Source organism: Labrys sp. 22185, assembly GCF_052045555.1.
Classification (GTDB): Bacteria; Pseudomonadota; Alphaproteobacteria; order Rhizobiales; family Labraceae; genus Labrys; species Labrys neptuniae.
This window is the reverse complement of sequence record NZ_JBQEPH010000017.1, coordinates 1-16,297: the sequence shown is the minus strand read 5'-3', so window position 1 is coordinate 16,297 and position 16,297 is coordinate 1. Positions and strand designations below refer to the sequence as shown.

Genomic DNA, 16,297 nt, shown 5'->3' with positions numbered 1-16,297 from the left:
TCAAATCGCAAAGACACGTTGGATCAAAGAGTTGGAGCAAGTGAGCGTTCACGCCTGAACGCTCACTTGCTCGAGGTGCCGTAGCTTTCGAGATCGGCATCCCTCTTGCCTCGCGGGTGAAGGAACCCTCATGCGATCGTCGACAACCGGCTGGCTGCTGCTGGCACCCACCCTGTTCATCCTCGCTCTGTTCGGTGTCGTGCCGTTCATCTACGTGATGGTGGTCTCCTTCACGCAGTGGAACAGCTTCGCTGCCGATCCGACCATGCATTTCAACGGGCTCGACAATTTCCGGGCCTTGGTCTTCGATACCGACTTCCTCAAGTCGATCTGGGGCACGTTGAAATTCGGCTTCTTCGCCGTGGTCAGCGAGATCGTGCTCGGCTATTTCCTCGCCCAGCTCTTCATGCGCGACTTCCCGGGCAAGGGCTTCTTCCGTACCATCCATACTTTGCCGCTGGTGATCGCGCCGATCGCCGTGGGCGCGATCTGGCGTCTGCTGCTGACGCCCGGCCTCGGCCCGTTGCCGAGCTATCTTCGAAGCTGGTTCGGCTACGACCTCAACATCAGCCGCTTCTCCGACCAGGCCTTCACCGCCGTGGTGATCATGGATATCTGGCACTGGACGCCGCTGGTGACGCTGACCCTGCTCGCCGCCCTGTCGTCCCTGCCCAAGGATCCCTTCGAGCAGGCGCAGATCGACGGCGCCAGCCGCTTCCAGATCTTCTGGCACATCACTTTGCCGATGCTGAAGCCGGCCATTCTCGCCACCGTGTTCATCCGCCTGATGGATGCGTTGCGCACCTTCGACGAGATCTTCATGCTGACCTCCGGGGGCCCTGGCGATGCCACCCGCTTCGTCGGCCTCTATATCTTCCGCGTGGTGTTTCCCAAGAAGGACTACGGCTATGGCGGCGCCATGTCCGTGCTGGTGCTCTACCTCACCATCGTAATGTGCTGGCTGCTCTATTCGGCCCTGGTGGCCCGCCGCGACCTCAGGAGGCCCGAGTGATGCGCAAGCCCAATGTCTTCGTCAGCCTGTTGCTCTGGATCGTGCTCAGCCTGATCACGCTGGCGCCGATCTACTGGCTGTTCGTGGTCTCGGCCAAGAGCCGCGTCGAGCTCTTCGGCCGGCCGAGCTTCCTGTTGACTTCCTTCTTCCCGGACAACTACGCCAACGCCCTGACCGACCCGAACCTGCAGAAATACATGTTGAATTCGGTCATCGTCGCCACCTCCAATGCCTTTCTTGTGACCCTGCTCGGCTTCCTCGCCACCTATGCGCTGACGCGCTACAAGCTGGTCGGCAAGGAGAACGTCTTCTTCTGGACCATCACCAACCGCATGGCCCCGCCGGCGGTGTTCCTGCTGCCTTTGTTCCTGCTCTACACGCAGGTCTTCGTCGTCGGCGACTGGAAACTGTTCGATACGCGCATCGGCCTCGTCCTGCTCTATTGCGTGTTCAACCTGCCCTTCGCCGTGTGGACGCTGCGGCCGGTGCTCGATTCCATCCCGCAGGAACTCGACGAGGCCGCCACCATCGACGGTGCCTCGACCTTCCAGCTTCTCGCCAAGGTGATCTATCCGCTCGCCCGGCCGGGCCTCGCCGTCACCATGATCCTCACCTGGATCTTCGCCTGGAACGAATATCTCCTGGCCGCCACCCTCACCAGCGTGGAGGCCCGCACCATCACCACGCTGCTTGCAGAATATGTCTCTGTCACCGGCACCAATTGGGGCCAGCTTGCCGCCACCGCCATGCTGACGCTGATCCCCGCCCTGGTGATCCTCGGCGTGGTTCAGCGCCATATCGTCGCCGGCCTGACCTTCGGCGCCGTGAAGGGATGAGGCCATGAACCAGTTCGCCAATCTCGACAAGCAGGACGAAGAGCTCGAAAAGCCTCCCGTCGAAAAGACCGGCTTCCTGCCGATCCACACCAACGGCTTCGACCGCGGCTTCATCGCCGTGGTCCTCTTGATCGCCATCCATCTGTTCTGGATGCGCTTCGTCGAGCAGTCGCTCTCGATCTATGTTGCCACCGCGATCTCGCTGGTGCTCGGCTATGTGATCATCAAGAAGGGGTGATGCCGATGGCGGCCATGCTTGGCCCGACCGTCAGGATAATTCCCCCCTGCCGAGGCGCAAATTCAATGTTGAATCTTGCTCTTGCGCTTCGGCTTCCTCCCACTATTGTCATACAAAATACGATGACAAGATGAGGGAGCGGACAATGGCCAAGCGCATCATGTTCACCGGCGGCAGCGGCAAGGCCGGCCGCCATGTCGTGAAGGATCTCCTCGATCACGGCTATGAGGTGCTCAACATCGACACCAAGCCGCTGGACGATCCGCGCGTTCGCACGCTGATTGCCGACATCACCGATGCCGGCCAGGTCTTCAATGCGCTGTCGAGCTATATGGGCACGCACGAGTTCGACGCCTCGCTGCGTCCGCAGAAGGTCGACGCCGTCGTCCATTTCGCCGCCATTCCACGCATCATGATCGTGCCTGACAACGAGGTGTTCCGCGTCAATGCGCTCGGCACCTACAACGTCATCGAAGCGGCGACCAAACTCGGCATCCGTAAGGTCGTGATTGCCTCGAGCGAGACGACCTATGGCGTCGTCTTCGCCCATGAGCACCGCAATCCCGCCTATTTCCCGCTCGACGAGGACTATGACGTCGACCCGATGGACAGCTATGCCCTCTCCAAGGTCGTCAACGAGAAGACGGCCCGGGCCTTTGCCCTGCGCGAGGGCATCGACATCTACGCGCTGCGCATCGGCAACGTCATCATTCCCGAGGACTACACCGAGAACTTTCCCAAATGGTTCGCCGATCCCGGTTTTCGCAAGCGCATCGCCTGGAGCTACATCGATGCGCGCGACCTCGGCCAGATCACCCGGCTCGCCATCGAGAAGGAGGGCCTCGGCTTCCAGGTTTTCAATGCCGTCAACGACGAGACCTCGTCCAATCTGCCGACAGCCGAACTGCTCCGCCGCTTCTACCCCGAGGTGCCGGTCAAGGGCGCGCTCGGCGAATACGAGACGCTGCTGTCCAACAAGAAGGCCCGCGAGCTGCTGGGTTTCCGCGAAGAGCATCCCTGGCGGCGTTACGTGAAAGGCTAGAGGCTGTTATGGACCATGGATAGGGTTACAGTCGAAGTTCTGTTTTCCAGGCGATTTTCCAGCGTCTTTGCGGCAGTTGAATTACGACTGTCGTCCCTCGGGTAAGGATGGCCCAGCAGAAGCGGTCATCTGCCGCTGTGACCGCTGCAGGCCATACGGCCCGCATGAGCGGTCGTGTTTGACAGCATCGATTGTCCAGCCTACTTGTACGGACAGGATTACAAGAGGCGAAACCAGCTCGCCCTGAATGGACCAGCCGACCGCACAGGAAACGCCATGAGCTTCGACGAACGACCTGCCCCCTCCCAGCGCGACCTCGCCAACGCCATCCGCTTCCTGACCGTCGATACCATCGAGGCGGCCGGGACCGGTCACCCCGGCACCGCCATGGGCATGGCCGATATCGCCGAGGTGCTATGGAATCGCTTCCTCAAGCACAATCCGGCCGACCCGAGCTGGATCGACCGCGACCGTTTCGTGCAGTCGAACGGCCATGGCGCGATGCTGATCTATTCCCTGCTGCATCTGTCGGGCTACGATCTCTCGCTCGAGGAGCTCAAGGCCCATCGCAAGCCTGGATCCAGGACGCCGGGCCATCCCGAATACGGCATCACGCCCGGCGTGGAGACGACCACCGGGCCGCTCGGCCAGGGCTTCGCCAATGCCGTCGGCATGGCGCTCGCCGAGCGCAAGCTCGCGGCCGAATTCAACCGCGACGATTTTCCCGTCATCGACCATCACACCTACGTCTTTGTCGGCGATGGCTGCCTGATGGAAGGCGTGGCGCAGGAGGCCGCTTCGCTCGCCGGCGCACTCGGTCTCGGCCGGCTGATCGCCTTCTATGACGACAACGGCATCTCCATCGACGGCGACGTCAGGGCCTGGTTCGCCGACGACACACCCGCCCGCTTCCGGGCTCTGGGCTGGCACGTGGTCGCTGATGTCGACGGCCATGACGCCGGCGCGGTCGAGGCCGCGATCGAGGAAGCACGCGGGGTCCACGACAAGCCGAGCCTGATCTGCTGCCGCACCATCATCGGCTTCGGTGCGCCCACCAAGCAGGGCAAGGAAGAAGTTCATGGCGCCCCATTGGGCGCTGCCGAGGCTGCGGCAACCCGCGAAGCGCTGGGCTGGCCCTACCCGCCGCATGAAGTGCCCTCTCCCATCCGTACCGGTTGGGATGCGCGCAAGCGCGGAGCGGACAGGCAGGCAGCCTGGGGGGCCCTGTTCGCCCGCTACCGGGCGACCCATCCGGATCTTGCCGCGGAGTTGCAGCGCCGCATGGCCGGCGAAGCACCAGTCGCTTTTGCTTCCGCCGTGGCAGCCTATGCCGATGCCCTGCTGGCGGAACCGCCGGTCCGCCAGCCTCTGCGCAAGGCTTCCAGCAAGGTTCTCGCCCGCTTCACCGCGCTGCTGCCGGAACTGATCGGTGGCTCGGCTGACCTCAGCCAGTCCACTCTGGCCTGGACCGCGGCATCCAAATCGATCCTGCCGCGGGATTTCGCCGGCAATTTCATCCATTATGGCGTGCGAGAATTCGGCATGTCCGCCGTGATGAACGGCATGGCAGCCCATGGCGGCCTGATCCCCTTCGGCTCGACCTATCTCGTCTTCAGCGACTATGCCCGCAACGCCGTGCGCCTTGCGGCCTTGATGAAGCTGAAGGCGATCTTTCTCTATACGCATGATTCCATCGGGGTCGGCGAGGACGGCCCGACTCACCAGCCGGCCGAACAGCTCCTTGCCCTGCGCGCCATTCCCGGCCTGTCGCTCTGGCGCCCCGGCAGCGAGCTCGAAGCGCTGCTTGCCTGGGAAGACGCCGTGGGCCGCGAGGGTCCCAGCGTCATCGTCGCGGCCCGCCAGGACGGCTCAGCCATCACGCACAGCAGGGAACACCGGCAGGCGATCCGGCGCGGCGGCTATGTGCTCTCGGAACCGGCGCGGCGCCCCGATCTCGTCCTTGCCGGAACCGGCTCCGAGCTCGGACTCGTGGCCGAGGCGGCGGCGCTTCTCGCGGCCGAGGGCATCCCTGTACGGGTGGTATCGATCCCCAATGCCACTATTTTTGCCGGCCAGCCCACGGCCTATCGCGACGCCGTGCTGACGCCCGGCATTCCGACCCTGTTCGTCGAAGCTGCCTCGTCGATCTATTGGTATCAGTTCCTGCGCGGCCCCGGCGCGGTTGTCGGCATCGACGCCTTCGGGGAAAGCGCACCCGGCCCGCTGCTCTACCAGCATTTCGGCCTCACGGCCGAGGCCGTGGCGGCAAAAGCCAGGACGCTGCTGGCGGCGAGCGCCTGAGAAGGACGTCAGCGCGCCCGATGCAGTTCGATGGTCAGGCGCGTGCGATCGGGATGGTGCCAGGATTCGTAATATTCCACCGGCCTGCCTTCCTGGTCATAGGTCAGTTCGCGGTTGAAGAGCACATGCGACCCCGGATCGAGACCGAGATAACCGGCTATCTCGGCATCGGCCGTGCCGATCTCCACGGTGCGCTGCCCGCTGGAGACGATGACGCCGAAATCCCGCTCGAGGCATTCGTAGAGCGAGACCTGGTCGAGGCCGGGATAGGTCAGCAATCCCGGCACACGGCCATAGGGCAGATAGTTGCGCACCAGAAGCAGCACCTCGCCATCGGCATAGCGCAGGCGCTCGATCAGTACGGCCCTGGCATCACCGATGCGCTCGGCGATGGCCGCAGGGGCCTCGATCAGGCGCTGCGCCAGGATCTTCGTGCTCAGCTTGAAGCCGGCCCGCGCCAGATCCTCCCGCAGCGGGTCGAGGCGCTGGCTTAGATTGATCGGCACCCTGCGTTCGCGCACGAAAGCACCACGGCCGCGCTCGGTCTCGATCAATCCCTGCAGCGCCAGCGACTGCAGGGCCTGGCGCACGACGCTACGCGAGATGTCGTAACGGGCACACAGCTCATGTTCGGAAGGAAGTCTCTCACCCGCGGCGTAGAGGCCTTGCGAAATTCCGGCCCTCAAGGTTTCGGCGAGTTGAAAATAAAGGGGAACCGGCGTGGAACGATCGAGCATGAAGCGGCAAATCGGCGAGAAGGATGCGCGACCCTACCAGCTTTACCGCTCCAGCAACAGCGCATGCTTGGTCCTGCTTTCGCAGCACCTCAATCACGCGGCATCCGTCTCCTGGGCGAGCACGCCGCTCGCGCTGGCATTGCCGCGGATCGCATAGGCCAGGGGATCACGCCCCATTTCCACCGCCAGCGTCATGAAGGTTTCGGCATTGCAGGGCAGGTAGGAGGATTCGAGCCGCGCCAGCGTACTGAAGGTCACGCCCGTAAGTGCGCCGAACTGTCGATAGGTCAGCCCGCGCGCGGCGCGCGCATTCCGCAAATCGTCGCCAAATCGCTTCCAATCGATCTGGAGCGATGTGGAGTTCTTCTGGAAGGGACGGTTCGCTCTTTCCTGCATTTCTTCACTCACTTCACGCCTGGTGAGATCGCGCTACATTGCCTGGAACTCTTTCAGCAAACATTCTCAAATATTTCATCGCGACTTCTCCAGAACCGGGAAGACTCCGCAAAATGCACTGGACTTCAACTGCTATACGTAAGGCACTCCAATATACGTTACCATACCGGAATGCATTCAGCGTTACAGATCAAATTCGTAACATCACAATTTCTTGAGGACGTTGCCAAAACGCACAGCACAACTTCAAGACCGCAAGCACAATAGGCCAAGCGGGGCCCGGCTCACGCCGGGCCCCGCTCTCAGATCGTTTCGTTCGGATCAGAAGGTGCGCTTCAGGCGAACGCCGCCGCTCCAGACATTCTCCTTGCCGTCAGCACCACCAAAGGCTGTGTTGAAATCCTGGGTCTGGTGGGTGTAGGCCACCTCGCCAGCAACACTCAGGCCCTTCACGATCGTATAGGTCAGGTTGCCTGCAATCGTGTATTCCTTGACCTTGATGTCCACGCCCCCGGCAAGGACATTGGACAGAATGCCGTCGGCCTTGGTCTCGATGTAGCTGCCCACAAGATTGGCGTTCAGCACCGGCGTGATATTGCCGCCGAGTTCAGCCACGATCGACCAGCCCTTCACCCGGCCAAACGAAGCAACGTCAATGATGTTGCCCGGCGACGGGGGGCCCAAACGGCTCGGGTAGAGATCGGACTGTCCGATGATGCTTCCGAGCGAATTACTAACGCCGAGATAGTGCGTAGCGCCATCGGCGTACTGGCCTTCCACGATAAAGTGGCCGCCATCGATCGCCGGGATCTTGAACAGGGCGGTACCGCCAATGGCGTAGCCCCACTTGTTGTCGTGCGAGTAGCCGATGCCAACCGATTGTGCCGGGTTAAAGGGGTTGGTGATGGTTGCCCCCTCAGCCGTACGAAGCTGATGCACAGCACCTTGCACCGCGATTGATCCCCACGACTGATCCAGGCGAAGCTGGGCCACAACGTCGGGAATCTGCTGCCCCCCTTGGAACGGCAATGCAATGTTCGTCGTGGGCGTGACGGGAATGCTCACGCCATCCACGCGGTGATCTCGGCCGTCTTCAATCGACAGGGTCGCACTAAAGCCACCGCCAAACTTGGCCGTGTACGCCAATAAGTTTACGGTGCTCGACTGCGCATAATAAGGCGCCCAGATGGTGTCGCCATATTCGCTATCGTAAAAACCGAAGAACGAATGGGCATAGCCGGCTGTCAAACCACCGAACTGGATGAAAGCCTTGTCGATGCTGAAGGTGTTGGAATTGTACTTTCCGCCTCGACCCAGATTGCTAATCGGATGCGAGTCGGCATTGATCTGGAAATAGGAGCGTAGCAAGCCCCAATCCGTTTGGGTTTGCGCGTCGAACCAGATACGGGCCTGGGTGTTGAAAGCCGAGCGATCGTCGTCGCGATTGAAGTCACCAAAGTCGCCGCTACGCCCGAACGCACGATAGTCGGCGCGGATCTCGCCGCCGATCTTCAGGCAGGTATCGCTGCCGGGGATGTAGAAGAAGCCGGGACCGAAAGCCGAGCAGACCTTCACATATTCAACGGCTTCGCCCTTGGTCATGGGCAGGTCGGCAGCCTGGGCGGCGCCGATGGCGGCGATGCCTGCAGCAGCGCCGAGAAGTGCGGATTTAATCGTCATCAAAACCCCCTCCGGGACATTATTTTACTTGCACGAGGGGACTTCTTGTCATGACACCCCACTCGCAACAGCCGACCGAACTTGGCGCATGCTTGGAAAGCACTTGGCCGCCACGTGAATCGTCACAGTGAAGGTGCGATATTCTAGAAAGCGCCACAATAGAGTTTTTCTACCTTGGCACCGACAGAAAACATTTTGGCGAATATGTGTCACTCAAAAGACACATCCAGAGCATCGTAGCTTACGCCAAAGAATCGACTACCCTTAAGGGTATATCGAATTAATATACCAACAAAATATAAGTTTATTTCGGTGTTTTATAATTGGAACACATAAAATTAATACACGAAACCTCTATCTCTTAGCAAAAGACACCACAAGCCCGTCATTGCAGGCCAATCAGTTTCCATGTGGTAATATAAGACTTACCGATCCACCGCCCCCGCACATCGATGCCGGAATGAGTTCGGAAAAGTTCCTATCCGATATCCCGTTTTGCTTGCAGGTGGCATGCCATGCAACGAGACGAGAAATCTCTCCGCATCAGACACAAGCAAGCACCGCCGGACCGATGGTCCGGCGGTGCTTGCTTGTCTTGTCTATGGCTGAAGCTGACGGCCGTCAGGCCTTCTCTCGGGGCCAGGGCGTCTCGGACACCGGCGTCAGCGGCCCCTTGCCATCGCGCCAGGAGACGAGATTGTCGACCACCAGCTGGCCCATGGCCCGGCGGGTGTGAATGGTGGCCGAGCCGACATGCGGCAGCAGCACCGCATTGTCGAGCGCCACCAGCGCTTCGGGCACCTGCGGTTCGTCGGCGAAGACGTCGAGCCCCGCCGCGAGAATGGTGCGATTGCGCAGCGCCTCGATCAGGGCGCCCTCGTCGACGACAGAACCGCGGGCGACATTGATCAGCACGCCGTCGGGGCCGAGCGCCTTGAGCACCTCGGCATCGACCAGATGGCGCGTCTCCGCCCCGCCGGGGACGATGATCATCAGCGTATCCACCGCCTCCGCCAGCGCCTTCACGCTGGAGTGGTAGGCATAGGCGACATCCGCCTGGCGCCGGCGCCCGTAATAGGCGATCTTCAGGCCGAAGGCCTCGGCGCGGCGGGCGATGGCTTTGCCGATCCGCCCCAGGCCGACGATACCGAGCGTGCGCCCGCGCAGCGTCGCCGGCGTCAATGGATAGTTTTCGCTCAGCCATTTGCCCTGCCGCAGGAAGCGGTCGGCCTGCGGTACTTCGCGGATGGTCGCCAGCAACAAGGCCATGGCGAGATCGGCGACGTCCTCGTTGAGGACTTCGGGCGTGTTGGTGACGACGACGCCATGCCGTGCCGCCGCGGCGGCATCGACGGAATCATAGCCGACGCCGAAATTGGCGATGATTTCGAGCTTGGGTAAAGCGGCGATCAGCGCTTCGTCGACATGGGCATGGCCGCCAGCTGCGAGGAAGCGCACCCGGTCGGCGATCCTCGCCAGCACCGCGTCGGGATCATCCGCCAGCCAGAGCTTGTGCACGGTAAAGGCCTGATCCAAGGCCTCGACCGTTTGGGCAAGCATGGGCTTGGGCATCAGAAGATCGGGTGCGGACATGCCGAGGGAACTCTCAGGGAATGGAATGGATCGAAGGATAGCGCCAAGACCTAAAGCGTTTTGCGGTCTGGCGAAATCACCAAATCGCAAAATGCATTGGAACGAGAAGCTCCGGCAGGCAGGCAGATCCATGGCGTGGGATCTGATTTTCGAAGTCAGATCCCACGCCATGGACTATTGTTGCTGCATCGTTTTTACCGAAAATCGGCATTCACTTTTCGGTACGATGCTCCAGGAAAGCGCCTGCTCAGAGGGCCGGCAGCTTGCCGCCAAGCTCGTCCTCGATATGGGCCTGCACGATGGCGTCCATGTCGCGATCGGCGACGAAGCCGAGTTCGAGGGCACGCGCCGTGTCGAAGTCGCGCGGCCAACCCGCCACGATCTTCTCGATCACGGGATCGGGCTGATGCTTGATCAGCGCCACGGCCTTGTCACCGGCGGCCCGGCGCAGGGCCTCGATCTCCTCGGCCACCGTTGCGGAGAGGCCGGGCATGGAAAGATTGCGGCGCGCGCCCAGGCGGGCCGTGTCGATCGCCGCTGAATGGTGGAGGAAGCCGACCGCCGAGCGCGGGCTGGCAAACCAATGGCGCACATCGTCCGAGACCGGCAGGATGGCTTCCTGCCCATTCAGCGGCTCGCGCAGAATGCCCGAGAAGAAGCCCGAGGCTGCCTTGTTGGGCTTGCCGGGGCGCACCGCGATGGTCGGCAGGCGGATGCCGATGCCGTCGAAGAAGCCACGGCGGCTGTAATCGGCCAGCAGCAGCTCGCCGATCGCCTTCTGCGTGCCATAGGAGGTCAGGGGCGTGTTGAAAAACTCGTCGCCGATACGCTCCGGGAAGGGCGCGCCGAACACGGCAATGGAGGAGGAGAAGATCACGCGCGGATAATAGCCCTCGCCCGGCCGGGCATCGCCATGTGCCTGGCGGATCGCTTCGAACAGGCGCTGGGTGCCTTCCAGGTTGATGCGATAACCCTTGTCGAAATCGGCCTCCGCCTCACCCGAGACGATGGCGGCAAGATGGACGATCACATCGGGACGAGTGCCGATCAGACGCTCGACCGTGCCGGGCACCGGCAGATCGTCCTGGCTGGCGCTGCAGGCGAACGGCAGACCGGCGGGAACCTGGGGCAGCACGACGTCGCTGAGCAATGCTTCGCTGACGGACTTGCCGCCAAGCTTGCCATCGCGGCTCATGCTCTCCAGCAATTTGCGGCCCACCATGCCGGCCGCACCCAGGATCAGGACTTTCATCGCCTCGCCTCGTCATTTCCCCGCGACCGAAAACACCCAGCCGAAGCCTCGCGCATCGCACCGCATCTTTTGTCTCATGATGCCCGTTCCGGGCCCGAAGGACGGCTCGAATCCGCCGTTTCTCAGCCTAGCGATAAGGCCTTTGCCGAGGTGAGGCAAGTTCTTGTCTTACAAATTGAGCCAATTCTTGTCTTACAAATTAAACAAGGACAGGTGGCGCATGACAAAGGCCCTGTCATCGCTTCCGGGGCCTCGCCATCATTCGCGTTAGCGGGCACGATCAGGAACGCGGCCCGACCATCGCCGTCAGGGCCCCTTGCGGGTCGCGGCATTGGATCACCCACATCTCACCGGGCACTTCCATCGGCTCCATCAGGATCTTGCCGCCATTGTCTGTGACGCGCTTGGCCGTCTCGTCGATATTGTCGACCTGGATGTAGTAGACCCACATCGGCCCGCACATGTCCTTGGTGCGGGTCATCATGCCCCCATAATCGGTGCCGTTCTGGCCATAGAGCTGATAGACCCCCATCGGCCCCATATCGAGGCCCTGGTGCTTCTCCCAGCCGAACAGCCTGGAATAGAACTCGAAGGCGCCGGGCCCGTCGCCGGCATGCAGTTCCCGCCAGGCGATATGGCCCGGCGTGCCCAGGCCCGGCATTGCCGGCGGTTCCCCCTGCCCCTTGAACAGGCCGAATACGGCTCCATAGGGATCGGCGGCAATGGCAAAGCGGCCGACGCCGGGAATGTCATCCGGCGCACGATGAACCTGGCCTCCGAGCTTCACCACCTCGGCCGCGGAGACATCGACGTCGTCAGCGGCCACGAAGCCGGTCCAGTTCGGCGGCACATTGCGGGCGGCAGCATCGGGCGGAATGTCCATGAGGCCGGCCACGAGCGCGCCCTTGTTGGAAAACAGCGTGTAGCTGAGGCCCGGCATACCGGAATCGGCCGCATCCCAGCCCAGCACGGCGCTATAGAAGGCCGCCGCCGCCTTCACATCCGTAGTCATCAGTTCGTACCAGACAAAGCTTCCATGCGTGACGGACATGACGGACTCCCTTTGATGTCGGTTTTCGGATCAGATTGCGGATCAGATTTCTTGGCAGGGGACGATAGGCCGAGACCATGGCGGCCCGATCACAGCCCCTTGGCGATAGCCATCGAAACGGGTGTCAGCTGCAGCAGCCATGTGCAGCGGGCTTGTCCTCGTATTCGTCATGCCGCCGCACGAAATCCATGGTCGAAGCCTCGTTCCGTCCCTTGGGTGCGCGGTCGAGGATCATCAAGGTGCCGATCAGTTCCTCCGGACCGCGGGCATAGCTCGAATAGCTGTGAAACACCTCGCCCTGCTCGTCCTTGTAGAAGGCACTCAGCCCGGGCAATTCGTCATGGCCTTGGGCGCTCGGCTGGCTGGTGAAATTATAGACGATCTCCTCGCCCGCCAGGTCCTCCCGGCTGAAGGAGACGTGATAGTCGAAATTGAAATCACTGCCGAAGGCCGACGCCCAGGGAAAGCGCCAGCCCATGCGCGCCTTGTAGGCCTCGATCTTGGCAAGCGGCGCCCGCGAGACGGCGGTGAGCGTGACGTCGTGGTGGTTGAGATGGGCCACGGCGCCGTCGAGATGATCCGCCAGGAAGGAGCAGCCGGTGCAGCCGGCATCCCAGTCGGGGCCCAGCATGAAATGGTAGACGATCAGCTGGCTGCGGCCCTCGAACAACTCGGCGAGCGTACGCCGCCCCTGGGGCGTGTCGAAAAGATAGGCCTTGTCGACCTTGACCCAAGGCAGCGCCATGCGCTCGGCATTCAGCCGGTCGCGTGCCCGCGTCGCCTCCTTCTCCTTGATCAGCAGCGCCTTGCGCGCCGTCAGCCATTCTTCCCGAGACACGACCTGATGGGCCGGCATGTCGACCTCCCTGCAGAAGTTCTTGGATAGCGGATTCTGGATCGCTTGACTAAATAGGTTGATATCAACATTATTAGTGCATGTCAAAACACACCGATCATCGGCGCTTTTCATCCCAGCCGGGCCTCGATGAGGCAGATCCCCCGGACGCGGAGGGCACGCAGGAAACCCTCGTTCCCTTCGCGACGACCCTGCTCGTGCGCGATACTTGCCTGTGCCTGCACGTCCAGCGCGCGGCGCGGGCACTGGCTCGCCGCTTCGACGACGCCCTGCGTCCGGTCGGGCTGACAAACAGCCAGTTCTCGTTGCTAATGGCGCTCAACCGCCCTGCCCCGCCGCCGATGGGGCCGGTGGCGGCACTGCTGGCCATGGATCGCACCACCCTCACCGCCGCCCTCAAGCGGCTCGAGGCCCGCGGCCTCGTTCAGATATTGCGCGATCCGGCGGACCGGCGGTCCCGCCTGCTCGCGCTTACCGCGGCGGGGCGGTCGCTGCTGGCGCGGGCCGTGCCGATCTGGCAGGAGAGCCATGCCCTGCTGGATACGGCGCTGGCGGGCGGCCAGGCCATCCGCCTCAGGCAGGATCTCGCCGCTCTCTGCTAAGCCGCTGCCCCCGCACAGGCAAAGGCCCCGGTTTCCCGGGGCCTCGTGTCGACAGGGCGCGACGCCGTCCCCGTCAATTGAAGGTGTAGGACAGGCCGCCCATCACGCCGAAGTCCGGCTTGCGGCCGCCCGCCGAATAGGTGCCGGCGATATTGGCGCGCCACTTGGCGTCCTCCGAGGTCCAGCCCAGGCCGGCGGCGAGGCCGACCTGGCGGTGATAGACCGCCATACCCGCCGCGGCCGAGACCTTGCCGGGCCTGTCGTCGTAGCGCAGGGCCGAGGCCGCCATGGCCTGGGAGATACCCTGCCGGGCTTCCTTCAGGTTATTCGACACCTGGCTCTGCAGATTGGCGATGCTGCCGCCAATGCCGTCGAAGCGCTTGTCGAGGGCGGTAATGGCACTGCCGACATTGTTGTAACTGTTGCCGCCGACCGTGTAGCTCGGGTTACTGATGCTGCCATCGGCGTTAACGACCGAGTTTCCACCCAATGCAGCTGCCACGGAGCTGGCCGAATTGTAGAGCTGCGAGCCGTTGATCGCCTGTTTCGAAGCTTTGGACACCTCCCCGTTCGCAAGATTGTCGATGGTCACCGCAGTGGTCGCGCCGGTACCGCCCAACGTTATCTTAGTCTTGTTCGAGGGGTCGTCATACTTTACCGCAGCATTGGCAAGGTTGGTCGTATTCGTATCGAGCTGCGTCAACGCAGCCCCAACGTTACTATATGCTGTAGCGTTAGCTGCTGCGTTGCCTTGAGCATCAACGGCCTTAACGTTCTGCTGAAAGCCGGTAATACCTGTAGTGGGATCGTATTTCGCTCCACCACCCATAGTCGTTGCCGTCGTGGTACCCAGGGTATTCGCATTATTGCCGAGCTGGGTAACGTCGCCCGACACCGTTGCGATTTGCGTCTGTAATCCATTGGCAACGGAATAGAGTTGCGAACCGTTGATCGCATCCGTCGAGGTCGCCGTGATCTGGCCGGCCGCGACATTGGTTACCGTCCGTTCATTGCCGGCGGAACCGACGCTCACGGTGCTGCCGGGTGCCGTCCCCGCAAAGCCGCCATACGACTTGGTGCCGATCGTGGCGCTTGTCGTCTGCACCACCGTCGAGGTCACCGAACCGGCGCCGAGTGCAACATCGCCCTCATTGGCCGAGGCCTGGGCCCCGTTGCCGATTGCGGTGGAATTGGCCGTCGTCGCGCTCGCATTGGCGCCGACCGCCGTGGCGCCGTCAGCCGTGGCCTTGCTGCCGGAGCCCATGGCGGTGGAACCGTTGCCACTGGCCTCGGCATTCTTGCCGGTGGCGATCGACGCCTCGCCGCTGGCCTTGGCCTGCGTGCCGGTGGCAATCGAGTCGTTGCCGCTGGCCGCAGCACCATTGCCGGTCGCGACGGAGGACGTTCCCGTCGCTTGGGCACCGTTGCCGGCCGCGAAGGAATAGTCGCCGCTCGCCACCGAATTCGGGCCGATGCCGACGGCATTCTTCCCGCTGGCGACGCTGTCCGCATCCGTCGAATTGGCGTGGAAATATTTGATGCCACCGCCATTGATGGAGCCGCCGATCTTGTCAAGCACGCTCTGCACCGAGGTGAAGGTGCTGCCACCATAGTTGAGGCTGGTGATCACCGTGCCGCTGCTGGGATCGAAGCTCGAGCCGCCGCCAAGGCCGCTTGCCACCGAATTGCCCAGGCTGAACAGCTGCGAGCCGTTGACCGCATCGGTGGAGGTCGAGGACACGTCGCCCTTGGCAACATTGGTGATCTTCTTGCCGCCGGCATCGATGCCGGTGGTGGTCACGCTCGGCCCGCCGGTGATGGTGAGGCCGTTGGTGTCGAGCGTCGCATTGCCGGTCGTCACGCTGTTGGCGGTGAGGGTGGCAACCGTGATGGCGCTGGCGAGGTTGAAGGTGGCGTTCGAGCCGGACTGGCTGATGACGATGTTGCCGTCGGTGTTGTTGAGATCCACCGTGCCGCCGGGCGCCACATTGGCGGTCGTCGAACCGTTGTTGGTCGAGAGATTCCAGCCCTTGTTGGCCGTCTGCTGCACAGCGTAGAGCTGCGAGCCATTTACCGCATCGCTCGAGACTGCCGTCACCGCACCGTTGGCAAGGTTGGTCATCGTCACCGGGGTGCCGGCATTGCCGAGCGTGATCTTGTCCTTCACCGCGGGATCATCGTACTTCACCGCAGCATTGGCGAGGTTGGTGGTGTTGGTGTCGAGCTGCGTCAGCGCGCCGGCCACCGTGGTGTAGCCCGTGGTCGTGCCGACATTGCCCTTGCCGTCGATCGCCGTGACGGTCTGGCTGAAGCCCGACAGCGTGCCGGTCGCCGGGTCATAGGTCGTGCCGCCCCCCAGGGTCGACGCCGTCGAATTGCCGAGATTGCCGGCGGCATTGCTGACCGTCTGCAACTGGCCGACATTCACCGCGTCGGTGGCGTTGGTACCGGCTGCGACATTGGTAATCGCCTTGCTGCCGGCATCGATGCCCGTGGTGGTGACGCTCGGCCCGCCCGTGATGGTCAGGCCGTTCGTCGTCACCGCGGCGTTGCCCACGGTCAAGCCGGTGGCATCGAGCGTGTTGCCGCCCGCCGTGACGCTGTCCAGCGTGATGCTCTTGGCGAGGTCGAAGGTGGCGTTCGGGCCGTTATGGGCGACGACGATATTGCCGTCGGTGTTGCTCAGATCCACCGTGCCGCC

The 16,297-nt window shown here is 62.6% G+C and carries 14 protein-coding genes; 6 read left to right on the top strand and 8 right to left on the bottom strand.

What is annotated here, in order from left to right; all coding sequences use genetic code 11:
- The first annotated feature begins 130 nt into the window (after positions 1 to 130).
- From ACTJKX_RS25805 to tkt, 5 genes are all read left to right on the top strand, one after another.
- On the top strand, positions 131 to 1,012 hold the full coding sequence (locus tag ACTJKX_RS25805; RefSeq protein ID WP_311940129.1) for a carbohydrate ABC transporter permease: 882 nt from the start codon (positions 131 to 133) through the stop codon (positions 1,010 to 1,012).
- A complete protein-coding gene (locus ACTJKX_RS25800; protein ID WP_068295726.1) occupies positions 1,012 to 1,848 on the top strand; it encodes a carbohydrate ABC transporter permease in 837 nt (278 codons plus the stop codon). The genes ACTJKX_RS25805 and ACTJKX_RS25800 overlap by 1 nt, the downstream gene beginning before the upstream one ends.
- Positions 1,849 to 1,852: 4 nt before the next feature.
- On the top strand, positions 1,853 to 2,086 hold the full coding sequence (locus ACTJKX_RS25795) for a DUF2160 family membrane protein (RefSeq protein WP_311940131.1): 234 nt from the start codon (positions 1,853 to 1,855) through the stop codon (positions 2,084 to 2,086).
- 145 nt (positions 2,087 to 2,231) lie between these two features.
- The gene (locus ACTJKX_RS25790; RefSeq protein WP_440726991.1) at positions 2,232 to 3,128 is read left to right on the top strand and encodes an NAD-dependent epimerase/dehydratase family protein; all 897 of its coding nucleotides are present in this window, start codon (positions 2,232 to 2,234) and stop codon (positions 3,126 to 3,128) included.
- 276 nt (positions 3,129 to 3,404) lie between these two features.
- Positions 3,405 to 5,429 (top strand): transketolase, encoded by a 2,025-nt coding sequence (gene tkt, locus ACTJKX_RS25785; RefSeq protein ID WP_440726990.1) that lies wholly within the window; start codon positions 3,405 to 3,407, stop codon positions 5,427 to 5,429.
- An 8-nt stretch (positions 5,430 to 5,437) separates the two neighbouring features.
- Here the strand turns inward: tkt and ACTJKX_RS25780 are convergent, their stop codons facing one another.
- The 7 genes from ACTJKX_RS25780 to ACTJKX_RS25750 form a co-directional block, all read right to left on the bottom strand.
- On the bottom strand, positions 5,438 to 6,166 hold the full coding sequence (locus ACTJKX_RS25780; RefSeq protein WP_440726989.1) for a GntR family transcriptional regulator: 729 nt from the start codon (positions 6,164 to 6,166) through the stop codon (positions 5,438 to 5,440).
- Between the two features lie 93 nt (positions 6,167 to 6,259).
- Entirely contained in the window at positions 6,260 to 6,562 is a 303-nt protein-coding gene (locus ACTJKX_RS25775; protein WP_440726988.1) for a helix-turn-helix domain-containing protein, read from the bottom strand.
- 321 nt (positions 6,563 to 6,883) lie between these two features.
- Entirely contained in the window at positions 6,884 to 8,242 is a 1,359-nt protein-coding gene (locus ACTJKX_RS25770) for a porin (protein WP_440726987.1), read from the bottom strand.
- Between the two features lie 621 nt (positions 8,243 to 8,863).
- Positions 8,864 to 9,835 carry a 2-hydroxyacid dehydrogenase gene (locus tag ACTJKX_RS25765; RefSeq protein ID WP_311944458.1) on the bottom strand — a complete coding sequence of 324 codons (972 nt, stop codon included), beginning with the start codon at positions 9,833 to 9,835 and terminating at the stop codon, positions 8,864 to 8,866.
- A gap of 247 nt (positions 9,836 to 10,082) precedes the next feature.
- Positions 10,083 to 11,087, bottom strand: a complete 1,005-nt coding sequence (gene denD, locus ACTJKX_RS25760; RefSeq protein WP_367625401.1) for a D-erythronate dehydrogenase — start codon at positions 11,085 to 11,087, stop codon at positions 10,083 to 10,085.
- 280 nt (positions 11,088 to 11,367) lie between these two features.
- Positions 11,368 to 12,138 (bottom strand): VOC family protein, encoded by a 771-nt coding sequence (locus ACTJKX_RS25755; protein WP_440726986.1) that lies wholly within the window; start codon positions 12,136 to 12,138, stop codon positions 11,368 to 11,370.
- A 124-nt stretch (positions 12,139 to 12,262) separates the two neighbouring features.
- Positions 12,263 to 12,994 (bottom strand): DUF899 domain-containing protein, encoded by a 732-nt coding sequence (locus ACTJKX_RS25750; RefSeq protein ID WP_311944455.1) that lies wholly within the window; start codon positions 12,992 to 12,994, stop codon positions 12,263 to 12,265.
- 80 nt (positions 12,995 to 13,074) lie between these two features.
- On the opposite strand from ACTJKX_RS25750, the gene ACTJKX_RS25745 reads away from it, so the two are divergent.
- The gene (locus tag ACTJKX_RS25745) at positions 13,075 to 13,596 is read left to right on the top strand and encodes a MarR family winged helix-turn-helix transcriptional regulator (RefSeq protein ID WP_415084584.1); all 522 of its coding nucleotides are present in this window, start codon (positions 13,075 to 13,077) and stop codon (positions 13,594 to 13,596) included.
- Positions 13,597 to 13,669: 73 nt separating this feature from the next.
- On the opposite strand, the gene ACTJKX_RS25740 is transcribed toward ACTJKX_RS25745, so the two are convergent.
- A partial coding sequence (locus ACTJKX_RS25740; RefSeq protein ID WP_440726985.1) for a beta strand repeat-containing protein occupies positions 13,670 to 16,297 on the bottom strand: 2,628 nt, incomplete at its 5' end.